Annotated in this window: 24 protein-coding genes and 3 pseudogenes; 6 read left to right on the top strand and 21 right to left on the bottom strand. The window is 66.4% G+C overall.

Features of this window, described 5'->3' with window-relative positions; genetic code table 11:
• Positions 1–4: 4 nt before the first annotated feature.
• Positions 5–859 (bottom strand): 30S ribosomal protein S2, encoded by an 855-nt coding sequence (gene rpsB / locus AWC07_RS21415; protein WP_036409741.1) that lies wholly within the window; start codon positions 857–859, stop codon positions 5–7.
• 244 nt (positions 860–1103) lie between these two features.
• Here rpsB and AWC07_RS21410 point away from each other — a divergent pair.
• Positions 1104–1625, top strand: a pseudogene (locus tag AWC07_RS21410) (M23 family metallopeptidase); the annotation flags it as partial.
• 301 nt (positions 1626–1926) lie between these two features.
• Here AWC07_RS21410 and AWC07_RS21405 read toward each other — a convergent pair.
• From AWC07_RS21405 to AWC07_RS21395, 3 genes are all read right to left on the bottom strand, one after another.
• The gene (locus AWC07_RS21405) at positions 1927–2268 is read right to left on the bottom strand and encodes a type II toxin-antitoxin system PemK/MazF family toxin (RefSeq protein WP_036409736.1); all 342 of its coding nucleotides are present in this window, start codon (positions 2266–2268) and stop codon (positions 1927–1929) included.
• On the bottom strand, positions 2265–2468 hold the full coding sequence (locus tag AWC07_RS21400) for an antitoxin MazE-like protein (RefSeq protein ID WP_036409734.1): 204 nt from the start codon (positions 2466–2468) through the stop codon (positions 2265–2267). Before AWC07_RS21400 ends, AWC07_RS21405 begins: the two co-directional genes overlap by 4 nt.
• A gap of 100 nt (positions 2469–2568) precedes the next feature.
• A complete protein-coding gene (locus AWC07_RS21395) occupies positions 2569–2952 on the bottom strand; it encodes a hypothetical protein (protein WP_139829814.1) in 384 nt (127 codons plus the stop codon).
• Positions 2953–3045: 93 nt separating this feature from the next.
• Between AWC07_RS21395 and AWC07_RS21390 the strand changes: the two genes are divergently transcribed.
• Together AWC07_RS21390 and AWC07_RS29580 are read left to right on the top strand one after the other, a co-directional pair.
• Positions 3046–3219 carry a transposase gene (locus tag AWC07_RS21390; protein WP_208622453.1) on the top strand — a complete coding sequence of 58 codons (174 nt, stop codon included), beginning with the start codon at positions 3046–3048 and terminating at the stop codon, positions 3217–3219.
• A 117-nt stretch (positions 3220–3336) separates the two neighbouring features.
• Positions 3337–4262: pseudogene (locus AWC07_RS29580) on the top strand (IS3 family transposase); the annotation flags it as partial.
• A gap of 235 nt (positions 4263–4497) precedes the next feature.
• On the opposite strand, the gene AWC07_RS21380 reads toward AWC07_RS29580, so the two are convergent.
• From AWC07_RS21380 to AWC07_RS21340, 9 genes are all read right to left on the bottom strand, one after another.
• Positions 4498–4956 (bottom strand): hypothetical protein, encoded by a 459-nt coding sequence (locus AWC07_RS21380; RefSeq protein ID WP_036409731.1) that lies wholly within the window; start codon positions 4954–4956, stop codon positions 4498–4500.
• 346 nt (positions 4957–5302) lie between these two features.
• Entirely contained in the window at positions 5303–6211 is a 909-nt protein-coding gene (locus AWC07_RS21375; RefSeq protein ID WP_036409729.1) for a tyrosine recombinase XerC, read from the bottom strand.
• Positions 6212–6242: 31 nt separating this feature from the next.
• A complete protein-coding gene (locus AWC07_RS21370; protein ID WP_036409728.1) occupies positions 6243–7415 on the bottom strand; it encodes a lactate 2-monooxygenase in 1173 nt (390 codons plus the stop codon).
• A 23-nt stretch (positions 7416–7438) separates the two neighbouring features.
• Positions 7439–8287 (bottom strand): siderophore-interacting protein, encoded by an 849-nt coding sequence (locus AWC07_RS21365; protein WP_036409725.1) that lies wholly within the window; start codon positions 8285–8287, stop codon positions 7439–7441.
• A gap of 34 nt (positions 8288–8321) precedes the next feature.
• Positions 8322–9488: a DNA-processing protein DprA gene (gene dprA / locus AWC07_RS21360; RefSeq protein WP_036409723.1), complete on the bottom strand. Its 1167-nt coding sequence runs from the start codon at positions 9486–9488 to the stop codon at positions 8322–8324.
• Entirely contained in the window at positions 9485–10996 is a 1512-nt protein-coding gene (locus tag AWC07_RS21355; protein WP_036409721.1) for a YifB family Mg chelatase-like AAA ATPase, read from the bottom strand. Before AWC07_RS21355 ends, dprA begins: the two co-directional genes overlap by 4 nt.
• Positions 10996–11373: a YraN family protein gene (locus AWC07_RS21350; protein WP_036409719.1), complete on the bottom strand. Its 378-nt coding sequence runs from the start codon at positions 11371–11373 to the stop codon at positions 10996–10998. The genes AWC07_RS21355 and AWC07_RS21350 overlap by 1 nt, the downstream gene beginning before the upstream one ends.
• A gap of 119 nt (positions 11374–11492) precedes the next feature.
• The gene (gene fdhD, locus AWC07_RS21345) at positions 11493–12314 is read right to left on the bottom strand and encodes a formate dehydrogenase accessory sulfurtransferase FdhD (protein WP_036409717.1); all 822 of its coding nucleotides are present in this window, start codon (positions 12312–12314) and stop codon (positions 11493–11495) included.
• A gap of 97 nt (positions 12315–12411) precedes the next feature.
• On the bottom strand, positions 12412–13392 hold the full coding sequence (locus AWC07_RS21340; RefSeq protein WP_036409715.1) for an NAD-dependent epimerase/dehydratase family protein: 981 nt from the start codon (positions 13390–13392) through the stop codon (positions 12412–12414).
• Between the two features lie 128 nt (positions 13393–13520).
• Between AWC07_RS21340 and AWC07_RS21335 the strand changes: the two genes are divergently transcribed.
• Both AWC07_RS21335 and AWC07_RS21330 read left to right on the top strand, forming a co-directional pair.
• A complete protein-coding gene (locus AWC07_RS21335; protein ID WP_036409712.1) occupies positions 13521–14879 on the top strand; it encodes a WS/DGAT/MGAT family O-acyltransferase in 1359 nt (452 codons plus the stop codon).
• Between the two features lie 123 nt (positions 14880–15002).
• Entirely contained in the window at positions 15003–15704 is a 702-nt protein-coding gene (locus AWC07_RS21330) for a GAF and ANTAR domain-containing protein (RefSeq protein WP_036409710.1), read from the top strand.
• Positions 15705–15756: 52 nt separating this feature from the next.
• Here AWC07_RS21330 and AWC07_RS21325 read toward each other — a convergent pair whose 3' ends face one another.
• The 4 genes and pseudogenes from AWC07_RS21325 to rplS all read right to left on the bottom strand — a co-directional run bounded on the left by AWC07_RS21325 (position 15757) and on the right by rplS (position 18209).
• A complete protein-coding gene (locus tag AWC07_RS21325) occupies positions 15757–16062 on the bottom strand; it encodes a DUF2469 domain-containing protein (RefSeq protein WP_012393608.1) in 306 nt (101 codons plus the stop codon).
• Between the two features lie 81 nt (positions 16063–16143).
• A pseudogene (locus tag AWC07_RS21320) lies at positions 16144–16912 on the bottom strand (ribonuclease HII).
• A gap of 13 nt (positions 16913–16925) precedes the next feature.
• Positions 16926–17789: a signal peptidase I gene (gene lepB / locus AWC07_RS21315; RefSeq protein ID WP_085105224.1), complete on the bottom strand. Its 864-nt coding sequence runs from the start codon at positions 17787–17789 to the stop codon at positions 16926–16928.
• Between the two features lie 78 nt (positions 17790–17867).
• The gene (rplS, locus tag AWC07_RS21310) at positions 17868–18209 is read right to left on the bottom strand and encodes a 50S ribosomal protein L19 (RefSeq protein WP_036408946.1); all 342 of its coding nucleotides are present in this window, start codon (positions 18207–18209) and stop codon (positions 17868–17870) included.
• A gap of 351 nt (positions 18210–18560) precedes the next feature.
• On the opposite strand from rplS, the gene AWC07_RS21305 reads away from it, so the two are divergent.
• Entirely contained in the window at positions 18561–19508 is a 948-nt protein-coding gene (locus AWC07_RS21305) for a serine hydrolase (RefSeq protein WP_036408949.1), read from the top strand.
• 118 nt (positions 19509–19626) lie between these two features.
• Here AWC07_RS21305 and trmD read toward each other — a convergent pair whose 3' ends face one another.
• The 4 genes from trmD to rpsP are packed head-to-tail and all read right to left on the bottom strand — an operon-like array spanning position 19627 to position 21639.
• Positions 19627–20319: a tRNA (guanosine(37)-N1)-methyltransferase TrmD gene (gene trmD / locus AWC07_RS21300; RefSeq protein WP_036408951.1), complete on the bottom strand. Its 693-nt coding sequence runs from the start codon at positions 20317–20319 to the stop codon at positions 19627–19629.
• A gap of 15 nt (positions 20320–20334) precedes the next feature.
• A complete protein-coding gene (rimM, locus tag AWC07_RS21295; RefSeq protein ID WP_036408953.1) occupies positions 20335–20868 on the bottom strand; it encodes a ribosome maturation factor RimM in 534 nt (177 codons plus the stop codon).
• 25 nt (positions 20869–20893) lie between these two features.
• Positions 20894–21136 carry an RNA-binding protein gene (locus AWC07_RS21290; protein ID WP_003878715.1) on the bottom strand — a complete coding sequence of 81 codons (243 nt, stop codon included), beginning with the start codon at positions 21134–21136 and terminating at the stop codon, positions 20894–20896.
• Positions 21137–21144: 8 nt separating this feature from the next.
• The gene (gene rpsP / locus AWC07_RS21285) at positions 21145–21639 is read right to left on the bottom strand and encodes a 30S ribosomal protein S16 (protein WP_036408955.1); all 495 of its coding nucleotides are present in this window, start codon (positions 21637–21639) and stop codon (positions 21145–21147) included.
• Positions 21640–21988 lie beyond the last annotated feature (349 nt).

Here is a 21988-nt window from a genome sequence, read left to right as displayed (position 1 = left end):
CTTCCTATGAGGGATCAGTCGTTGATTCGGTGGGGGTTTCGGCCGTCGGGTCGCCAGCTCCGGCGGTCACCGGAGTTGTTGCCGAGGCCAGCAGCTCCTGCTCCCATTCGGCGAGCGGCTCGGCGGCCAGTGAGTCCGAAGCCTCGGGCTTGCCGTCGCCGCGGCCCAGCCCGGCACGGGCTTGCAGGCCCTCGGCAACCGCGGAGGCGATCACCTTGGTCAGCAGCGCGGCCGAACGGATCGCGTCGTCGTTGCCCGGGATCGGGTAGTCGACCTCGTCGGGGTCGCAGTTGGTGTCCAGGATCGCGATCACCGGGATTCCGAGTTTGCGGGCCTCGCCGACGGCGATGTGTTCCTTGTTCGTGTCAACGACCCAGATCGCCGAGGGCACCTTGGCCATGTCCCTGATCCCACCCAGCGACCGCTCCAGCTTGTTCTTCTCCCGGGTCAGGCCGAGGATCTCCTTTTTGGTGCGACCCTCGAAGCCGCCGGTCTGTTCCATCGCCTCGAGCTCTTTGAGGCGCTGCAGCCGCTTGTGCACCGTGGAGAAGTTGGTGAGCATGCCGCCCAGCCAGCGCTGGTTCACGTATGGCATGCCGACGCGGGTGGCTTCGGCGGCGACGGATTCCTGCGCCTGCTTTTTGGTGCCGACGAACAGCACCGAGCCGCCGTGGGCGACGGTTTCTTTGACGAACTCGTACGCCTTGTCGATGAAGGTCAGGGTCTGCTGTAGGTCGATGATGTAGATGCCGTTGCGGTCGGTGAAGATGAACCGCTTCATCTTGGGATTCCAGCGACGGGTCTGGTGCCCGAAGTGGGTGCCGCTGTCAAGCAGCTGCTTCATGGTGACTACGGCCATTGCCGGTATTCCTTTGTCGTCGGTTGGTTGCCTGGCATCGGGTGAAGCCGGGCCCTGGCGGCTGCTGCGATGCCGGACCCTGTTACGGGACCGCCCGGCATGCGGTGCGAATTCCTGAACAACGGGAATCGCGGTGCAGATGCGCGAAGTCAACCCGCTAATGCGAGTCGCGCCGAGAAGTTTACACCCCGTGGGGTCATGGCTTTCCCAGCCGGGGAGTACTCCCCAGAACCGTCCGCGGTGACTGGTACCGCGGTTGGCGTGGCGCTTCACTGAGCCGGTGCGACGGTTGGTGCTGATCCTGTGCTGGACGCTGGCCGGTGCCTCGCCAGCGGTTGCAGACGATTTTCGGCTGGAGTGGCCGTTGCGACCACCTCCCGCCGTGGTACGCGGCTATGACGCGCCCGCGCTGAACTGGCATCCCGGACACCGCGGTGTGGACCTGGCCGCCGCTCCCGGTCAGGCCGTGTACGCGCCCGGCGGCGCGACGGTTGTCTTCGCCGGGTTGCTGGCGGGGCGGCCGGTCGTTTCATTGGCTCATCCGGGCGGCTTGCATACCAGCTACGAGCCGGTGCGCGCGACTGTCCGGGCCGGTCAGCTGGTGACGGCGCAGACGGTGCTGGGCACCGTGCTGGCCGGCCATCCCAGCTGCGCTGCGCAGGCCTGCCTGCATTGGGGTGCCATGTGGGGGCCGGCTTCGCGTGCCGACTACGTCGACCCGCTGGGTTTGGTGAAATCGACACCGATAAGGCTCAAGCCGCTGACTGGCTGAGTTGGTTGGTGCTCGCGGGCGCAGCCTGCAAACGCAACATTGATAGCAGCCGCGGTGGCTCGCGGACCGAGCTCGGCCACCGTACCCGGCTAAGGGAGCCGGCGGTGTCACTAGTCGCTATTCGCTGTGGTGGGGCTGCGCCCCGTTGGGGGTAATGAAAATTCGCGTGCGGGTGCGCCCCCACCGGGTCGTCAGCGATGCCCCAGCTGGCCCAGGTCGTAGCGCAGCTCCTTGTCGCCGATGATGACGACCAGCTCCGCTTGCGCGCCGGCGGCGTGGATGTAGCTTGCGAGCGTCATCCTCCGAAGCCAAGGTAGGCGGTGACGACTTCGCGTACTTTTGCGAGCACGGTTGGGGTTACGTATCCACATCGTTGTTGCAAATTGCGTCGGTGGACTGTGACGATCTTGTCTGCCTGGATCATGGACGGTCCGGTGAGTCCCGTCTGTTGGTTTGCCGGGATGGGGATGCGAGTAAATCCCTCGGTGTGGTCTGTCGTTATTAGGAGTACCGTCACGAAGTCGAAGGCGGAGAAGACGTCACTTGTGATAATGAGTGCGGGCCGGGGTTTGGTGGTCAGCTTGCCGCCGCCTCCGGCGAGCGTCCAGAGGTCACCCCGTTTTGGCTCGACCTTCATTGCTCGGTGATCGTCTCGGCTTGGATGTCGTCAAGGAACTTCGCCGTGTCTTCGCGCTGGTCGGCCTCATTTAGCGCCGCTGCCTCATTGTGAATTCGCTGGATGAATTCAGGGCTGGTGACATCCGGCACCCAGTACCGGACCTCCTTGTATCCGCGCTGCCTCATCCGTGCCCGGTGCTCTGCTACTCGGTTCCTCACACCACTATGTTACACGTAACACGACTGCGTTGCACGTAACCACTGCGCACGGGAAGGCCGGCCGTCAGCCAAATCATCTGATGTCGAACGGGTTCGCTCATTAATGGACTGGTAGCTTCAGCGGTGCCCGTATGCCTGCCACCCATGCGGCGTACACCACATTGAGAAGGTCGGCGCCGTGGCGCTCCCAGCACAGCAGCACCTCCAACTGGCGACACCGCACGAATTCCCTTGTGTAGCTGATCGTTTGGTCGGGATTCTCCAGCCCGTTCAACCCCGGCCGCTGACATGCCATCATCGCCAGCGCGTCCTCGTGTTCCTCGCCGAGCACCGCCCACTCCTGAACCGTCGGCCAACATTGGGCGACCAACGCATGCGCAACTGGCTGCGCAGCCGGCGACAAACCTTCCCCCGCAACGCCAAACGCCAACTGGCGGACCAACTCACGGCAGTAAGCACGCACCACCGATTCATCCGATCCCACCAAATCTGAATACAGCGCCGCATCCACGGTCTGCAGACAGTGCGCCCGTGAGGTTCCCCCCAAACCGTAGAGGCATCGACAATGAGGAGCACGATGCCAGAGAAGCGGATGAAGTACGACCGGGAGTTTCGTGAGGGGGCTGTCCGGATCGTCGAGGAGACGGGGAAACCGATCGCTCAGGTCGCGCGCGACCTCGGTGTCAACGAGGGGACGCTGGGTAACTGGGTCGCCCAGGTAGGCCCGCGCCAAGCGCGACGGCGACGGTGAGTTGAGCGGCGATGATGTCGCCGAGCTCAAGCGGCTGCGTTCCGAGGTCGCTGAATTGAGGATGGAGCGTGATGTCCTCAAGCGATGCGTGGTCCTGTGGGTGAAGGAGGCGACGAAGTGAGCGTGGCACGTTTCATCGCCGACCAGAGGACCGATTTTCGGGTGCCGCATACGATCTGCTGTGCCCTGCTCGGGGTGAGCCTGGCGTGGTTCTACAAGTGGATCGCCCGGGCCAACAGCCCGGAGGCTGCAACCGGTTTGCACACCGAGCGGGATCGGCGCCGCGATGAAGTCGATCGCGCTGTCGCGGCTGCATTTACCGAGGCCAAGGGCCTGCATGGGTCACCGCGCTTGCACGCCGACCTGCGTGATCTGGGCTGGCAGGTGTCGGAGAAGACGGTGGCCGATTCGATGCGCCGCCAAGGGTTGGTGGCCCGGCGGATCAAACGCCGCAACGGGCTGACCAAACAGGACAAGACTGTGCCGAAGTTCGGTGATCTGGTCAAGCGCAACTTCACCGCCGATCGGCCGAACCTCAAGTGGGTTGGTGATATCACCGAAGTCCCCACTGCGGCCGGCAAGTTGTATCTGGCCAACGTGATCGACCTGTTCAGCCGGCGACTGCTCGGTGCGGCCACCAGCGTGCATCCCGACGCCGAGTTGGCGTGTGCGGCGATCCGGATGGCGGTGGCCACCCGTGGCGGTAAGGCGGTGATCTGGCGCGAGGAGGAATCTCAGCGGGTGATATTCCACACCGACGCGGTTCGACTTATACCGCGAACAGCTTCACCACACTGTGCCGGGACATGGGGATCCGGCAGTCGATGGGCCGGGTCGGTTCATGTTTCGACAACGCTGCCGATGAGGCGTTCTTCTCCTCGATGGAGTGGGAAGTGTTGTCCCGCAATGTGTTCGACACTATTGTGCAAGCACGTGCTGGCGTGCTTGACTGGTGCTACGGCTTCTACAACCACGTCTGGCGGCACAGCACGATCGTGATGGTCAGCCCCATCAACTGCGAGAACGCTGCGGCCACCAACCCGGGAAGCCGCATAGAGGAAACCTCCACGATTTGGAGGGAACCACACGACGACGCATTGAACGTGGTACTGGTCAACGCCCGCCACACCCGCAACGTGCCCGGACACGGCTACAACGTCACTCTCGAACCCCTCAACGACGTTGCCTAACATCACCGGGCGGCCGCTCACTAGCCGTTTGAGGATCCACGTTCGACAATTCATTGGTGATGCGGAATGACTAGCCTTTGACGAATCCTCAAGCGGCTAGTGGGATTTCGATGGCAAGATCGTTGAACAGTGTGTGCATATCGATGCGGATTCGCTCATAGTCACGGTCCACGCGTGTCCAGTGCGCAGGTTTGCGTCCCATACGGGGGCTGCGTATCCCGGCCAGTATCGGGGCGATGACCTGGTCACGCAGGGCGAGGAGGGCGGCGATGGTGCGCGCGGCCAGCGACGGGACGTGGTAGCGGCGGGATCGGGCGGGCAAGACGACCAGTTGTTTGGCGCGCAATTTACGAAGGTCGTAGGCCGCCTGACGAACGGTGTAATCGCGGCACCCGGTCAGACCGTGCACCTTGGCGGCGAACTCGGCAACGGTGAACCCGTTGGGTGCCGGCGCCAGTGCCAGGGCGGCGCGCAGCGCGTCATGGATGCGGGGTTTGTTGAGCCGCCGACCCTGTGGCGCCCAGCCGGGTGCCGGTGGGTAGCTCATCGAGGATGCGGAAAGAACGCGTTGAGCACGATCCGATCCACGCAGTCATAACTGCCCGTCACCAGATCCGAATACCGCAGGCTGAACTCATCACCAGACACCCGCTCAACCTACGAAACCACCCGCCCGCGTGAGATCAAACTGCCCGAAGCGCCACCGCTTCCGGGCGAAGTCCCGGAAGCGGTGTAGTTTCTGGTCGCGTTCCATTTTCGAGTGAGGCGGGCACATCGCAAACCCGCCGGACCTAGAGACGGTTGTGACAGATGTGATTGGCGGAACCTGGCGCCGGCATGCGGACTGGCACGCCCGCCTATCCCGAGCCGCCGGGCTCGGCCGGATTGTCCCGCTACGCGCGGGGATGGGCCTGATCATGCACCGCCCGTAGCCGGTTTACCGCGACATGGGTATACAGCTGCGTGGTGGCCAGACTGGAATGGCCCAGCAATTCCTGGACAACCCGCAGGTCGGCACCACCTTCGAGGAGATGAGTTGCAGCACTGTGCCGCAACCCGTGCGGCCCTATGTCCGGCGCGCCGTTCACCGCGGCGACGGTCTGGTGCACCACCGTGCGCGCCTGCCGCACGTCGAGCCGCCGCCCCCGAGCGCCCAGCAGTAGGGCCGGCCCAGACTCGACCGTGACGAGCGCGGGACGGCCGTCGGTCAGCCAGGCTTGCAACGCCTCAGCAGCGGGCCGTCCGTAGGGCACAGTGCGCTGCTTGTTGCCCTTACCGAGCACCCGCACCACCCGATGCCCGGTGTCGACGTCGTCGATGTCCAGGCCGCACAGCTCGCTCACCCGAATTCCGGTGGCATAGAGCAATTCGACGATCAACCGGTCCCGCAGGGCCAGCGGATCACCCTGCTTGGCGCCGGATTTCGCGGCCGTCATCGCCGCCAACGCCTGATCCTGACGCAGCACGGCGGGCAACGTGCGGTGGGCTTTCGGAACCTGCAACCGGGCGGCCGGGTCGCCGGTCAACAAGCCATGCCGGAGCGCCCATGCCGTGAATGCCTTGACCGCCGACGTGCGCCGGGCCAGCGTGGTGCGTGCGGCTCCCGCGCCGGCTGCACTGGCCAACCATGCCCGCAGCAGCGGCAGGCTCAGCGTTTCCAGGGCGGACCCGCGGTCGGTCAGAAAGGCGAACAGCGACCGCAGGTCGCCCAGATATGCCCGGCGGGTGTGCGCCGACCGTCCGCATTGCAGCGCCAGATAGTCGTCGAACTCCTCGAGGATCGCCTGGTCCTTATCCGGCACGTCCCCACCCTCGCAGACGACGCACCGCGATTCACTCGACGCGCCGCAGTGTGTCCGGGGTGAGATCTTTGCGCGCCGGATAACCGTCGACGGCCATGATCAGGTCGGCTTCGGCCAGCATCATGCGCAATACGTGCACGATGCCGTCGACTCCGCCCAGCGCCAAACCGTAGGCATAGGGACGGCCGACGCCGACGGCGGTCGCGCCCATCGCGAGCGCCTTGATGACGTCGGCGCCGCTGCGAATCCCCGAGTCGAACAGCACCGGCAGCCCGTCGGCGGCCTCGACAACGGCCGGCAAACAGTCCAGCGCGGGCAGGCCGCCGTTGGCTTGCCGGCCGCCGTGGTTGGAGCAGTAGATGCCGTCGACGCCGCCGTCTTTGGCGCGCCGGGCGTCGTCGGGGTGGCAGATGCCCTTGACGATCAGTGGAAGTTCGGTCAGCGAACGCAGCCAGCTGAGGTCATCCCAGGAAAGCGGCAGTCCGAAGACCTGCGCCCAGCGCAGCACCGCGCCCTGCCGGTCCTCTTCCGGCGGGCGCGGCAGGCTGGCGCGGAAAACCGGGTCGCTGGTGTAGTTGGCCAGGCAGTGACCACGCAGCTGCGGGAAGTTCGCCGTGCTCAAGTCGCGCGGCCGCCATCCGGTGACCCAGGTGTCGAGCGTGACGACGATGCCTTTGAAACCGGCCGCTTCGGCACGGCGTACCAGGCTGGCGGCCAACTCGCGGTCGGTCGGCGTGTACAGCTGAAAGAACCCGGGCGTATTACCGAACGCGGCGGCGACATCTTCCATGGGGTCGACCGTGAGCGTCGAGGCGATCATCGGGACTCCGCTGCTGGCGGCCGCGCGTGCAGTGGCCAGGTCGCCGTGGCCGTCCTGGGCGCACAACCCGATGACGCCGATCGGCGCCATGAACAGCGGCGACGGCAAGGCCAGGCCGAACAGCTCGACGGAGAGGTCGCGTGTAGCCGCGCCGACGAACATGCGCGGCACCAAACCCCAGCGATCGAAGGCCTCGCGGTTAGCACGCTGGGTGCGCTCATCGCCCGCTCCCCCGGCGACATAGGACCACACCGACGGCGGTAGTGCCACCGCGGCCTTGGCCTCCAGCTCCGCAAACGCCATCGGCAGCGGCGGCGCCACCCCGGCCAGGCCCTGGAAATAGATCTCGTTCTGGTAGTCACCGAAGTGCGGCCGGTATGCCATGGGATGAGAATGCCAGCCGGCGTTCAGCCGCCGGCTTCGGCCTCAGCCAGTTCCTTCTTCCACTGCCGGAAGGTCTCTTCGGTGCGGCCGCGCCGCCAGTAACCGGAGACCGACGACGCCCATTTCGCTTCCACGCCACGCTCTTTGCGGATGTAGGGCCGCAAGTTATGCATCACGGCTTGCGCCTCGCCATGGATGAAAACGTGCACCTGACCAGGTAGCCACTGCGCGGTGGTAACCGCCTCGATCAGTGGCGCATGATCACCGGCACGGTCCTCGGGAACCAGATCCGCACGGCCGCCGCGGTAGACCCAGTGCACATCGACGGACTCCGGCGAGATCAACTCGATCTCGTCGTCGGGGCCGGCCACTTCGATGAATGCCTGGCCAACTGCTTTGGCGGGCAACGCTTCCAGCGCGGCGGCGATGGCTGGGAGCGCAGATTCGTCACCCGCCAGCAGGTGCCAGTCGGCGGCCGGGTCGGGTGCGTAGGCGCCGCCGGGCCCCATGAGGTGGATCTGCTCGCCTGGTTGAACCGCAGCCGCCCACGGACCGGCCACGCCGTGTTCGCCGTGCACCACGATGTCGATCGCGATTTCGCGCGCCGCGGTGTCGACTCGGCGGACGGTCATCGTCCGTACCGAGGGCTGCTTGGCGGGTGGGAGGCCGGCAAAGCTGTCCAGGGTCAGTGGCCGCGGCAGTTCCGCCACATCGACATCGTCGGCGACGAACACCAGCTTGACGTAGGAGTCGGTGAATTCGTTGGGAACGAATGTGTCGAAGCCGCTGCCGCCGAACCGCACCCGGATCAGATGCGGTGCGAGTTGCCGGGTGCCGACGACGTCGAAGGTGTGCAGTGGTCGACCGGCCACGTGTCCTCCTGTCCAAACCCCGACCCTTGGTCGACTATACGAGCCGGCCAGGGAAACCCGCTCGGGCCCGATGGGCACGGACGACGCGCCACCGGCCCTCGTCGCGCCGAGCCAGCCCGCCCACCTCGAGGATTGCCAGCTGTCCCAGCACCTGCTCCGGCAGCAGCCCCGACGCTGCGGCGATCTCGTCGACAGTTGCGGCGCCGCGACCGGGCAACGCTTCGTACACCTGACGTTCGGCCTCGCTAAGGCCGTCGAAAAGCGTGCTGGGCCGCGGCTGTTCGGCGGCCAGCTCACCGATATGACCGACAAGCTCGACAATGTCGTCGACTCGGGTGATCAGCTCCGCACCGTCGCGCAGCAGCACATGGCAGCCGGCCGAAGCCGACGACGTCACCGGCCCCGGGACCGCCCCCACCGCACGGCCCAACGCCCGGGCCCAGGCCGCGGTATTGGCCGCACCGCTGCGCAGGCCCGCTTCCACCACCACCGCCGCACCCGCGACGGCGGCCACCAGCCGGTTGCGGGTCAAAAACCGGTAGCGGGCCGGACGCACACCGGGCGGGTATTCGGTGATCAGCAGCCCGTGCTCGCCGATGCGGTGTAGCAGCGACGAATGCCCGGCCGGATATAGGACGTCGATTCCACCCGCCAGCACCGCCACGGTGGTGCCGTCGCAGTTGAGCGCCGCGCGGTGGGCTGCGCCGTCGATGCCGTACGCGCCGCCGGAGATGACGGCAACGTCACGCTCGGCCAGGCCGGCGGCCAGATCTGCCGCGACGTGCTCGCCGTAGGCAGTCGCGGCCCGGGTTCCGACGATTGCGGCGGCGCGCGGCACCACCTCGTCAAGGCGCGCAGGGCCCCGCGCCCACAACACCATCGGCGCGCCGCTGTACGGCTTGGCGCGCGCTGCAGAGCCACCAAACGCGGCAAATGCGAGCACCGGCCATTCGTCGTCGTCGGGCGTGATCAGTCGTCCGCCGCGGCGCATGAGCAATTCGAGGTCTGCTGCCGCCCGGTCGATTCCGCGCCTGGCCTGGGTGTGGCGCGCCAAGTCGCCGTCGACCAGCCCGCGCCGCACCCGATCGGCCGCCTCCAGCGGGCCGACACGACGCACCAACGCGGCGAGTTCCGCACAGGGCGGCTCCGCCACCCGGGACAGGTAAGCCCAGGCCCGCAACACGTCGGCCACTGCGGTCATCGCGAGACTCCCGGTTGCCGAAAGCTCAGCGCGGTGGCGACATCCTCGAGGCTCGGCGAGACCCGGCCGGCCAAGTCGGCCAAACTCCACGCGACCCGCAACGTGCGATCCACACCGCGAATGCTCAGCAGTCCACGATCCAGGGCCTTGCGCAGTGGCTCCATCGCCGCATTGCCGGGCCGGAATTTGCGCCGCAGCAGCGGCCCGCTGACCTCGGCGTTGGTGGCGAAGCCATGCGGTCGCCACCGCTGCGCGGCGGCGTCTCGAGCTAACGCCACGCGACCGCGAACCTGCGAGGTCGGCTCCCCGTCGACGGCCGACATCGCCCCGGCCCGCACCGGATGCATCTGCACCCTCAGGTCCACCCGGTCCAGCAATGGTCCGGACAGCTTGCCCAGGTAACGCCTCTTGACGGCGGCCGCGCAGATGCAGTCCGCTGGATCCGCCGGCGCACACGGGCACGGGTTGGCAGCCAGCACGAGTTGAAACCGGGCCGGGTAGCATGCCACGCCGTCGCGCCGGGCAAGACGAATCTCGCCGTCCTCCAAGGGAGTTCGCAGTGCCTCCAGCGCGCTGACGCTGATCTCGGCGCACTCGTCCAGGAACAACACGCCGCGATGGGCCCGGCTCACCGCTCCTGGACGGGCCATCCCCGAACCCCCGCCGACCAGGGCCGCCACGCTGGAACTGTGATGCGGCGCCACGAACGGCGGCCGGGTGATCAACGGCGTGTTCCCGGACAGCAGGCCGGCCACCGAGTGGATCGCGGTGACCTCCAGCGACTCGCTGTCCGACAACGGCGGCAGCAGTCCCGGAAGACGTTGCGCCAGCATGGTTTTGCCCACTCCAGGCGGGCCGGTCAACATGACGTGGTGGCCGCCGGCTGCGGCCACCTCGACCGCGAACCGCGCTTGCGACTGGCCCACGACATCGGCCAGATCAGCCGATCGCTCCTCGACAGTGGCTGCCGGCGCGACCCTGTCGCCCAAACCGGCTGAACCGCTCAGCCAACTCTGCAGTTGGCTCAGGGTACGGACACCCCGCACGTCGATACCATCCACCAGGCAGGCCTCGGCGAGGTTGTCCGCCGGAACGACGACGGCCGGCCAGCCGTCGCGCTTGGCGGCCAGCACAGCGGGCAGCACGCCACGCACGGCCCGGACCCGGCCGTCCAGCGACAACTCCCCCAGCAGCACGGTCTTCTCCAGGCGGTGCCACGGATTCTTCCGCTGCGCCGACAGCACCGCGGCCGCCAGGGCCAGGTCGTAGACCGACCCCATCTTCGGCAGCGTCGCAGGCGACAACGCAAGCGTCAGCCGCGCCAAGGGCCAGCTGTTTCCGCAATTGGTGACAGCGGCACGGACCCGGTCGCGAGACTCCTGCAGGGCCGCGTCGGGCAAACCCACCAGATGAACACCCGGCAGTCCTGACGTGATGTCGGCTTCGATCTCCACAATTTGGCCGTCCAGCGCACACACCGCCACCGAAAACGCACGTCCCAGCGCCATCAGCCGATCCCCTTGAGGTGGGTGAGCTCCGGTACCCGCCGCCGGCCGATCCGCACGCCGATCACATCGATGCGGACCGCTGCCCAGCGTTGGTCCTGCCCGGCCAACCACAGCCCGGCCAGCCGACGCAGCCGACGAACCTTCGGCTCGGTCACCGCGTGCGCCAACCCGCCATAGCCGTCGCCGGTGCGGGTCTTGACCTCAACAAACACCACCGATCGGGCGCCCGGATCGCAGGCGACCACATCGAGTTCGCCGTACCGGCAGCGCCAGTTGCGGTTCAAGATCCGCAACCCCAGACCGGTCAGATGGTCCACGGCCAGTTGCTCACCCAGCGCCCCGAGCTGGGCTCGCGTCAAAGTCCTCTGCGTCGTCATGCCGGTCAATCTGCATGCTCGTCCCGACAGCCCAGGCGGCGCCGGACCCCGCGGCACCCAGGAACGGCGCAGTTATCCACAGTCGCGCGCTCATCCCCAAGAACGCCGATCACATCCGGCTAAGTGATGCGGTCGGGATGGGTATAGACATTCATCGAGTCCTCCCGCAGGAATGCCACCAGCGTGATCCCGGACTCCTCGGCCAGCGAGACCGCCAGCGACGACGGCGCGGAAACCGCCGCCAACACCGGAATCCCGGCCATCAGCGCCTTCTGGGTCAGCTCGAACGACGCGCGGCCGCTGACCAGCAGCGCCGACGCCGCCAGCGGCACCCGGTCCTGTTGCAGTGCCCAACCGATGACCTTGTCGACCGCGTTGTGCCGGCCGATGTCCTCGCGCACGGCAAACATGGTGCCGTCCACCTCGAATAACGCCGCGGCGTGCAGCCCGCCGGTGCTGGCGAACACTTTTTGGGCAGCGCGAAGTCGGCCGGGCATCGCCTTCAGGGTCGCGACGGTGACGGTGGCGGGATCGTCACCCGGTGAGAACTGGCTGATCAGCCGTACCGCTTCCAGAGACGCCTTGCCGCAGACCCCGCACGACGACGTGGTGTAGAAGTTGCGGGTGACGTCGAGGGCGGGCAGGCCTACCCAGGGTGCCAGTGTCACGTCGAGAACGTTGTAGGTGTTGAGCCCATCCGCACCGCGGCCGTCGCAGTAACGAACCGTCAGCACGTCGGCGCGACCGGCGATCACCCCTTCGGTAAGCAAAAACCCTTGCGCCAGTTCGAAATCCGAGCCAGGCGTGCGCATGGTCACGGTGACCGGCACGCCGTTGACCCGGATCTCCAGCGGCTCCTCGACCACCAGGGTTTCCGGTCGGGTGCTCACGTGATCGGCGGCGAAGCGCTTAACCCGCCGGCGTGCCGTTACGCGTCTCACCAGGCCATTTCAGGTTCCGCTGACGCCGCGGCCGAGCGCGCAAACACGGCCTCAACGTACCCGATCAAGGGTCGGCCGTCGTCCCGGCCAACCGGCGTCAGACGGCGGAAGCCAGCGCCGCCAAGGTCTCCGCCGAGGAGTGCGTCGGGCGCCAACCGAGGTCACGTTTGGCCTTGGTGGTGTCCATCACCACCGAGGTCCGTGCGACATGCAGCCATTCGAGCCGGGAAGGAACCAACGGCAATCGCGAAATTGCCGCGGACGCCGCCGATGCCGCGGCGGCGGGCACCCTTACCGGGCGCCCGCCCAGCGCCTTGGCCACGTCCGTCACTGTCACCGTGCCGTCGGCGGCGATGTTGTATGCCCCCGGCGGTACCGGAGCGGTGGCGGCCAACGCGATCGCGGCCGCGACGTCGTCGTGGTGCACCAGCTGCAACGGAAAACCGGGATCGGGCACGATCGGCTTCAACATCGGCAGCGCCTTGCTCAACGCCCGCACCGGGGCCGGCAGCTGGTTGCACGGCATCGCCTCGGCCAACGCGTGAGCCTCGGGTCCGGCGACGATGCATGGCCGCAGGACGAACACTTGCAGCGACGAGCCTTTGGTGATTTCGGCCAGTTCGGCCTCGCAGGTCGCCTTCTGCTGGGAGTAGTAGTGCTCGGGGGATCCGCGGACGGGCGTGTCCTCGGTCAGTGGTACCGGGTTATCGGAGTGGTAACCGTAAGCGGCGACCGAGGACGTATAGACCAGCCGCCGTGGCCGCCGTGCGGCAACCGTGGCCTCGAACACGTTACGGGTGCCCTCCAGGTTGACCCGGGCACTATCTGTGCGTGAGCCCATGATGATGAACGCCAGGTGGACTACCACGTCGGCCTGCGCGATCAACGCGTCTACCATGTCGCGATCCAGGATGTCGCCCTGCAGGTAGACGGTTTTTGTCCACCCATGCACCGTCGGGTCGAACGGCCGGCGCGCCATCCCGACAATCTTCTCCACCGCCGGTTCGCGCTCGAGTGCCGTCACCGCCGGGATGCCGATCCCTCCGGTCGGCCCGGTAACGGCGACGGTAACCCCCATTGACCTTGGATTCCCCCGTGACGCCGGCGCCCAAACGCTTCGACCGGGTCCGACTGATGTCCGACTAATGTGTGCCACACGCTGCGGGTGGCTATCCCGCTTGTACAGGCCTACCGCGGGAGACGGACATGAAGCTGATAACACCGACCGATTCGATGTTCCTGCTCGGCGAATCGCGCGAACATCCGATGCACGTCGGCGCCCTGCAACTCTTCCAGCCGCCCGAGCAGGCTGACGAAAACTTCGTCACCGAAGCCTATGAAGCCATGCTCCAGTGCACTGATATCCAGCCGATGTTCCGCAAGCATCCGGCGTTCTTCAGCGCTGTCACCAACCTCGCGTGGACTTTCGACAAGGACATCGAGCTCGACTACCACTTCCGCCGGTCCGCGTTGCCTCGGCCGGGCCGGGTACGCGAGCTGCTGGAGCTGGCCTCGCGGCTGCACGGCAGCCTGCTCGACCGCCACCGGCCGCTGTGGGAGGCACACCTGGTGGAAGGCCTCAACGACGGCCGCTACGCCGTCTACGTCAAGTTCCACCATTCGCTGCAGGACGGCGTGTCGGCGCAGAAGTTGATGCAGGGGGCATTGACCACAGACCCCGGCGACGATGGGATCCGGGTGCCGTGGACGCTGCAGCCACGAGAACGCGCCAACACCGGCCCGAAGTCTTCACCGCTTCAGCTGCTCACCCAGACGGTCGGATCGGCGGCGGCCCTGGTGCCGTCGACGCTGTCATTGGCCCGTGCCGGCTTGCTGGAGCAGCAACTCACGCTGCCGTTCCGGGCTCCGAAGACCATGTTCAACGTCCGGATCGGCGGTGCGCGGCGGGTCGCTGCACAGTCATGGCCGCTGGATCGAATCAAGGCGGTGAAGAACGCCGCCAACGTGACCGTCAACGACGTCGTGCTGGCAATGTCGGCCGGCGCCCTGCGCGCCTATCTCATCGACCAGCACGCCCTGCCCGACACACCGCTGATCGCCATGGTCCCGGTGAGCCTGCGAAAGGAAGGCGACGCCGAGCGCGGCGGAAACATGGTGGGCACGGTCTTGTGCAACCTCAGCACCCATGTCGAGGACCCGGCGGTCCGCCTCTACGCCATCAACCAGTCGATGCGCGACAACAAGGAAGTGTTCAGCCAACTGCCCCGAGTTCAGCAGCTGGCCTTGTCGGTTTTTCTCACCGGCGGTCTGGTCTTCGGACTGATTCCCGGCTTCGTGGCCACCGCTCCGCCACCGTTCAACATCGTCATTTCGAATGTGCCAGGCGCTGCCGACCCCCTGTATTGGCGGGGCGCCGAGCTGGTCGGCAATTATCCGCTGTCCATCGCCCTCGACGGTCAGGCAATGAACATCACGGTCACCAACAACGCCGGTAATCTGGACTTCGGGCTCGTCGGGTGCCGACGCAGCGTGCCACATCTGCAGCGCATGCTGGGACACCTGGAGACATCGCTGAAAGAGTTGGAACGTGCTGTCGGAGCTTGAGCACCTAGCCGTGGCCGGTAGTCTACGGCCAGCACGGCGGGGCGGGGGTCCCGGCAGCCGAACTGAGGGAGGGACGTGGCGGGCACACCGAGGCGCGGCTCCCAGGGCTCGACACCGGGCGAGATGATGGCCGATCCGGCCACCGTCTTCTCCGCCCTGGCCGAGATCATCTATCAAGGGGCAAATCCGGCGGAGATCTACGCCGCCATCTGCGTCGCGGCGACCTTGATCGTTCCCGGCTGCGACCACGCCAGCATGCTCGTGAAGACGAATGACCGTTACGTCACGGTCGGCGCCAGCGACCGGCTGGCACAGCGCGTCGACGAAATCGAACGACGCGCCGGCGACGGCCCTTGCATCGACGCGATCGAGGAGGAGGCCCCGCAGATCGAACCGGACCTGACCACGCCCAGCCAATGGCCCAAGTTCGCGGCCGCCCTGGTCGCCGAGACGCCGGTGCGCGGCGCAATGGGCTTTCGGCTGCAGATCGACAAGCGCAAAGCCGCCGCGCTCAACCTGTTCGCCGATGCCCCCAACCGCTTCGACACCGAATCCGCCGGCCGGGCGGCGGTGCTGGCCTCCTTCGCCAGCGTGGCCGTCAACGCCGTCGCTCACGGAGAAGACGCGGCCAGCCTGCGCCGAGGGCTGCTCAGCAACCGCGAAATCGGCAAAGCGGTCGGGATGCTGATGTTGCTGTACGACATGACCGAAGACCACGCCTTCGACGTGCTGCGGCGCCATTCGCAGAGCCTGAATATCAAATTGGCGGACGTGGCGCGCAAGGTGATCGAGAACCGGGGCCAGCTGCCGTCCCACGCTCAGTAACCCGCAGCCTTCTGCCGAGCAGCCTCGCGGCCGCACCGCCATTATTCAGCCGTTATTCCGGCAACCGCAGCTCGGGCTTCTCGACTTCCTCGATGTTGACGTCCTTGAAGGTGACCACCCGCACCTGCTTGACGAACCGAGCGGGTCGATACATATCCCATACCCAGGCGTCGGCCAGCCGCAGCTCGAAATACACCTCGCCGTCGGCGTTACGTGGCACCATCTCCACGCTATTCGCCAGGTAAAAGCGTCGCTCCGTTTCCACGACATAGCTGAACTGGCCGACGATGTCCTTGTATTCGCGGTACAGCGAGAGCTCCATCTCGGTTTCGTACTTTTCGAGATCCTCTGCACTCATCTGCCACTCATCTGCTCAGACGTCCTTCTCCCAGCCAATATGCCTGACTTCCCGGCCCAGGGTCCCGCCCAGCCCTGAGTGCTACACGGCGCGAAACGTCGCCGGGCGGGAACTCGCGCACCATCTTTCCTCACCGGACTTCGCCGCGCTCTTCCGGAGGGTCCGGATCGCACTCGGCCACCAGGCGGATGTCCGATCCGTCCGCAACCCGGCGGACGTTGATAAAGGAGTAACGATGCTCCGGGCAAGGACCCAGCCGGGCCAGCGCGAGGGTGTGTGCGGGCGTGCTATAGCCCTTATGCTCGGCGAAACCGTAGCCCGGGTACTGCGCGTCCATCGTGACCATCAATCGGTCTCTGCTGACCTTCGCCAGCACGCTGGCCGCGGCAATGCACGCGGCCACCGCGTCGCCCCCGACCACCGGCAGCGACGGCACGGGCAACCCGGGCACTCGGAACCCGTCGCTCAGCACGTAGCCGGGTCGCACCGCCAGCCCGGCCACCGCGCGCCGCATGCCTTCGATGTTGGCCGCGTGCACGCCGCGCCGGTCGACCTCGACCGACGGGATGAACACCACGTGGTAGGCCAGCGCATAGCGGCAGATCAACGGAAACAGCTTCTCCCGCGTCTTCTCGGTAAGCCTCTTCGAATCATCCAGGGCGGCAAGGCTTTCCAAGCGATTCGGGCCCAGCACGCACGCCGCCACCACCAGCGGGCCGGCGCAGGCGCCGCGCCCCACCTCGTCCACCCCGGCGACCGGGCCCAGCCCGCTACGGTGCAGCGCAGACTCCAGGGTGCGCAAACCCCCAGCTTTGCGGATCACCGTCCGTGGTGGCCAGGTCGTACTCATAGTCCTGCCACGGCTACTGCCCTTGTTGCGGGTTTACCGACCGCACCACACCCCATCGCGACGGCGGCCACACGATGAAGCGGGCCTTACCGATCACGTTGGATATCGGCACGGTGCCCGCCGTGGAATCCCCGGTGCACATCATCGGACAGTGAGCGCGTGAGTCCGCCGAATGGGTCCGGTTGTCGCCCATGACCCACAGTCGCCCGGGGGGAACAGTCACCGGGCCGAACTCGCTGCCAAGACAGGGGTAGACCGACGGGTCGGCCATCATGGTGGCCGGATCCAGATACGGCTCCTTGAGAGGTTTGCCGTTGACCGTCAAGCCGGTGTCAGAGCGGCACTGAACCGTTTGCCCACCGACCGCGATGACGCGCTTCACCAGGTCGTTTTCGTCGGGAGGCACGAAACCGATGAACGACAGCGCGTTCTGCGCCCAGCGGACCAGCATATTGCTCGAGCGAATCGACTTGTAACCCACGTTCCACGAGGGCGGTCCCCTGAAGACGATGACGTCGCCGGGCTTGGGCGAGCTGAAGCGGTAGGTGAGCTTGTCCACCAGAATGCGGTCACCGACGCAGGTCGAACACCCGTGCAGCGTGGGTTCCATCGATTCCGAAGGAATCAGGTAAGGACGCGCCACGAACGTCAACATGACGTAGTAGAGCACGACCGCGATCACCGTCAGGGTGGCAAGTTCCCGCAGCGTCGATTTCTTGGCCGCCTTGGATGCGCCGTTGTCGGCTTCTGTCGACTCGGTCGCGCCGGTTCGCGGGGTTGTCTCGCCGGTGGTGTCAGATTCGCGGCCAGACGGCTTCGATTCCGGCTGACCAGCGCCGGGCTCGCGCTCAGCCGGGGAGTCCGTGGTTTCGGTCACGGGATCAGCGTAGCCAGCACACGCCCTGTCCTTTGCGACTGGCGTGTCGGGGCGCCCCGGTCACCACGGCAGTGCCGGTCAGCGCTTCTCCTTGATCTTGGCTTTCTTGCCGCGAAGCTCGCGCAGGTAGTACAGCTTGGCGCGGCGAACGTCGCCGCGCGTCACCACCTCGATGTGGTCGATGTTGGGCGAATGCACCGGGAAAGTCCGTTCGACGCCGACACCGTAGCTTTCCTTGCGCACCGTGAACGTCTCGCGGATACCTCCGCCCTGCCGGCGGATCACCACGCCCTTGAACACCTGGATACGCTCCTTGGCGCCCTCGATGACCTTGACGTGCACGTTGATGGTGTCACCCGGGTTGAAGGCCGGGATGTCGTCGCGCAGCGACGCCTTGTCGACGAAGTCCAGCCTGTTCATGGGAAAGACACTTCCTCCGGTTCGCGGCCTGGTGAACCGCCGACACGCAGGCGTGAGGCGCTTGTCAAGCCGATGGATATGGGCTTATGGCTGTATGCCGCAGCAGGCGAGGATACCCGGCCTGCGCGGACAACTGGTCAATTGTGCCAGACGGTGTGCGTGCCATGAAAATCACAGGAAATCCGGGTGGTTCACGCCCGCCCGCATGCACCGGCGAATGGTACATATGAACGGGGTCAAACCGCATAAGTCGGACCCGCACTTTTGCGTGATGCCCGGGCACCTGGCAATGCGGCCGCCAACCTGCACGTCTTCGCGATGGAAGATGCAAAAGGATGCTAAAGGAGAAGCATGCGAGCACGGCCGCTTACGATGCTCACCGCCGCGGCGGCGGTGGCATTGGTCGTGGTTGCGGCTTGTGAGGCAAAGGTACAGGCGAAGGCATACAGCACGCCCGATCACAGCGCGTCCCATTACCCCGCCCAGCCGCAACAGCAACTCGTCGAGCTGCTGTTGCGCGCGATCACCCCGCCCGGTGCGCCGGATGCGCTGCTGCCCGGCGCCGGGTTGAGCGGAGTGCAGGAACGCATCCAGCAGGCGACCGACGAGGCCGCTGCCAAGGGCGCCACCTTGTCGGTCGCCGTTCTCGATCGCGCGACCCGGCAACTGGTCTCCAACGGCAACACGTCGATCATCGCGACCGCCTCGGTCTCCAAGCTGTTCATCGCCGACCAGCTGCTCCTGCAGGAATCGCAGGGCAAACTCACTCTCACCGCGGACGATCACCAGGCTCTGGACCTCATGCTGCGGTCATCTGATGATGGCGCCGCCGAGTGGTTCTGGAATCAGCTCGGCGGGGACGCCACCATCACCGAAGTCGCCGCCCGGTATGGACTGACGTCGACCATGCCGCCCGGCGACGGGCGCTGGTGGAACACGATCAGTACCGCACCCGATCTGATCCGCTACTACGAAATGTTGCTCGACGGCACGGGTGGGCTACCGCTGGACCGCGCCGGGTTCATCGTGAACGACCTGGCCCGGTCCACCCCGACCGGAATCGACGGCTATCCCCAGCGGTTCGGCATTCCCGATGGTTTGTACGCGGAGCCGGTCGCGGTCAAACAAGGCTGGATGTGCTGTATCGGGGCGAACTGGATGCACCTGTCGACCGGTGTCGTGGGCTCCGACCGCCGCTACATCATGGTGATCGAGTCGCTGCAAGCTTCCGACGAGGCCACCGCGCGCGAAACCATCACCCAGGCCGTCATGACGATCTTTCCCAGCGGCCGGATCTAATCCGCTCCGCGCTCCGACGCTGCGCAGCTCGGTGTGCGCGAGCAGACACACAATCGCATAGATCCGGCTTGTCGCGTACGAGTCTGTGTCTGCTGGGCCGCCTCAGCTCGGTGGGGTCTCAGTCTGGTGGGGCTAATTCCGGTCGCCGCTCGCGAGTGCGCTGTAGCGCGACCTGCCGACGCCAGGCGGCAATGCGGGCGTGGTCACCGGAGAGCAGCACCTCAGGCACGTCCAGGCCACGCCAACTCGGCGGCCTGGTGTAGCTGGGGCCCTCCAGCAGCCCGTCCAGGCCTGGCGAGTGTGAATCATGCTGGACGGAAGTGGGATTGCCCAGGACTCCGGCCAGCAGCCGCAGCACAGTTTCGATCATGACCACGGCCGCCGACTCGCCACCGGGTAGTACGTAGTCGCCGATCGAGACCTCTGCCACGCGCATCCGCCGGGCGGCATCCTCGACGACTCGCTGGTCGATGCCCTCGTAACGGCCGCAGGCGAACACCAGGTGCTGCTCAGTGCTCCAACGTTGCGCAGTAGCCTGGTCGAACAGCACACCAGCGGGCGTGGGAACTACTAAAAGTGTTCCAGCAGAACATATTTCGTCGAGTGCCGCACCCCATACCGGCGCCTTCATCACCATTCCCGGGCCGCCGCCGTACGGCGTATCGTCCACCGATCGGTGCACATCGTGGGTCCACCGCCGTAGGTCGTGCACCTGCAAGTCGACCAGCCCTGACGCAATTGCCTTGCCCGGCAACGACTGCCGCAGCGGGTCCAGGTAGCCAGGAAAGATCGTGACTATGTCGATTTTCATGTCGATGCGCCCCTGCTAGCTCAGATCCAGCAAACCGTCGGGCGGATCGATCTGCAGAATACCGTCCTCCAGCGACACGGAAGTGACGATGGCGCGGACGAACGGCACCAACACCTCGCCCTTTTGGCTGCCAGCCGCACGCCGCACCGCCAACAGCTCGCCGGCAGCGGTGTGCAGCACCTCGGTGACGACGCCGACGTCCCGTCCCGTCACGGTACGGACTCGCAGACCCTCCAGCTGGTGGTCGTAGTAGGTGTCGGCCTCCTCGATCGGCGGCAGATCGTCGGAGTCGATGACGAACACACTGCCGCGCAGCGCGTCGGCCGCATCACGGTCGGTGACGCCGTCCAAACGCACGAGGAGCCGCGCGCCATGGTCGCGCACGCTGTCGATCACATAGCTGCGCTCCTGGCCCGGGTCGCGGGAACTCTTGGCGCGCAACAGCGTTCCGGCGGCGAACCGGGTATCCGGATCGTCGGTGCGGATTTCGACGACGAGTTCGCCGCTGATACCGTGCGCCTTCACCACACGCCCGACTACCAGCTCCATGGGTGCTCCGTGAGCATGGGCTCAGCTACTGGTCGGTGTCCACCACGTCGACGCGGATGCCCCGGCCGCCGATACCGGCAACCAGCGTGCGCAGCGCGGTCGCGGTACGCCCCCCGCGGCCGATCACCTTGCCCAGGTCGTCGGGATGCACGTGAACCTCCACCGTTCGTCCACGACGGCTGGTCACCATATCCACCCGCACATCGTCGGGGTTGTCCACGATCCCGCGGACCAGGTGTTCGACAGCGTCGACTACCACCGTGCTCATGGCGCCGGTCAACTTTCGGTCGGCTCGGACGGTTCGGCACCCTCGGCGGGCGCTTCTGTCTTCTCGGCCGCGGCGCCGGCCTCGGCTTCTTGGGCACCCTTGGCGGCCTTCTTAGCCGGTGACTTCTTCTTCGGTTTGGCGGCCTCGGTGGTGGGACCGCCCTCTGCGGCGGCCAGCGCGGCGTTGAACAACTCGAGCTTGCTGGGCTTGGTCGGGGCAACCTTCAACCGGCCCTCCGCACCCGGAAGTCCCTTGAACTTCTGCCAGTCGCCGGTGATCTTGAGCAGCTTGAGGACGGGCTCGGTGGGCTGCGCACCCACCGACAGCCAGTACTGGGCGCGCTCGGAGTTGATCTCGATCAGGCTCGGCTCTTCCTTCGGGTGGTACCGGCCGATGACCTCGATCGAGCGGCCGTCGCGGCGGGTGCGAGCGTCGGCGACCGCGATGCGGTACTGAGGGTTACGGATCTTGCCAAGCCGGGTGAGCTTGATCTTCACAGCCATGGTTAAGCGATTTCTCCTGTGTGTGTCACGCTGCAATTCAGCGACTCGGGCGGGACGCCCGAGTCCGGTTTTGCCTCGCGTGTCTGACCGCCGGGCAAGCACTTCGATGGAGGTGGGTCGCGCGACGGACAGCCGCCTATTGTGCCAGAAGGCGCTGACCCCGGGGAAATCCGTGGCGATCGCAAGCGCGGCTCGATGGGTCTAGAGCCGGGCGCAGCGGGTCGCCACCATGGCCCCGTGGCGATCGCAAGCGCGGCTCGACGGGTCTAGCCGGGCTCTGAACAACGGGGCGTGATGGGGCGGGAAGAACGCCGACAAGGCCGTTTCTTCGGCAGTAGGTCAGACCCTG

The sequence above is a fragment of the Mycobacterium gastri genome (assembly GCF_002102175.1).
Taxonomy (GTDB): Bacteria; Actinomycetota; Actinomycetes; order Mycobacteriales; family Mycobacteriaceae; genus Mycobacterium; species Mycobacterium gastri.
Note: the sequence above shows the minus strand (reverse complement) of the source record. Positions and strands in the feature narration are given on the sequence as shown.

What these genes read in the sequence shown, in the direction of transcription:
- rpsP (WP_036408955.1), bottom strand. Translation starts at nt 21,639, where the DNA reads ATGGCTGTGAAGATCAAGCTCACCCGGCTTGGCAAGATCCGTAACCCT.
- rpsB (WP_036409741.1), bottom strand. Translation starts at nt 859, where the DNA reads ATGGCCGTAGTCACCATGAAGCAGCTGCTTGACAGCGGCACCCACTTC.
- dprA (WP_036409723.1), bottom strand. Translation starts at nt 9,488, where the DNA reads ATGACCGCAGTGGCCGACGTGTTGCGGGCCTGGGCTTACCTGTCCCGG.
- trmD (WP_036408951.1), bottom strand. Translation starts at nt 20,319, where the DNA reads ATGAAAATCGACATAGTCACGATCTTTCCTGGCTACCTGGACCCGCTG.
- AWC07_RS21370 (WP_036409728.1), bottom strand. Translation starts at nt 7,415, where the DNA reads ATGGCATACCGGCCGCACTTCGGTGACTACCAGAACGAGATCTATTTC.
- rimM (WP_036408953.1), bottom strand. Translation starts at nt 20,868, where the DNA reads ATGGAGCTGGTAGTCGGGCGTGTGGTGAAGGCGCACGGTATCAGCGGC.
- AWC07_RS21335 (WP_036409712.1), top strand. Translation starts at nt 13,521, where the DNA reads ATGAAGCTGATAACACCGACCGATTCGATGTTCCTGCTCGGCGAATCG.
- AWC07_RS21350 (WP_036409719.1), bottom strand. Translation starts at nt 11,373, where the DNA reads ATGACGACGCAGAGGACTTTGACGCGAGCCCAGCTCGGGGCGCTGGGT.
- rplS (WP_036408946.1), bottom strand. Translation starts at nt 18,209, where the DNA reads ATGAACAGGCTGGACTTCGTCGACAAGGCGTCGCTGCGCGACGACATC.
- AWC07_RS21290 (WP_003878715.1), bottom strand. Translation starts at nt 21,136, where the DNA reads ATGAGCACGGTGGTAGTCGACGCTGTCGAACACCTGGTCCGCGGGATC.
- AWC07_RS21305 (WP_036408949.1), top strand. Translation starts at nt 18,561, where the DNA reads ATGCGAGCACGGCCGCTTACGATGCTCACCGCCGCGGCGGCGGTGGCA.
- AWC07_RS21355 (WP_036409721.1), bottom strand. Translation starts at nt 10,996, where the DNA reads ATGGCGCTGGGACGTGCGTTTTCGGTGGCGGTGTGTGCGCTGGACGGC.
- AWC07_RS21340 (WP_036409715.1), bottom strand. Translation starts at nt 13,392, where the DNA reads ATGGGGGTTACCGTCGCCGTTACCGGGCCGACCGGAGGGATCGGCATC.
- AWC07_RS21325 (WP_012393608.1), bottom strand. Translation starts at nt 16,062, where the DNA reads ATGAGTGCAGAGGATCTCGAAAAGTACGAAACCGAGATGGAGCTCTCG.
- AWC07_RS21330 (WP_036409710.1), top strand. Translation starts at nt 15,003, where the DNA reads ATGATGGCCGATCCGGCCACCGTCTTCTCCGCCCTGGCCGAGATCATC.
- AWC07_RS21380 (WP_036409731.1), bottom strand. Translation starts at nt 4,956, where the DNA reads ATGAGCTACCCACCGGCACCCGGCTGGGCGCCACAGGGTCGGCGGCTC.
- AWC07_RS21405 (WP_036409736.1), bottom strand. Translation starts at nt 2,268, where the DNA reads ATGAAGGTCGAGCCAAAACGGGGTGACCTCTGGACGCTCGCCGGAGGC.
- AWC07_RS21390 (WP_208622453.1), top strand. Translation starts at nt 3,046, where the DNA reads ATGCCAGAGAAGCGGATGAAGTACGACCGGGAGTTTCGTGAGGGGGCT.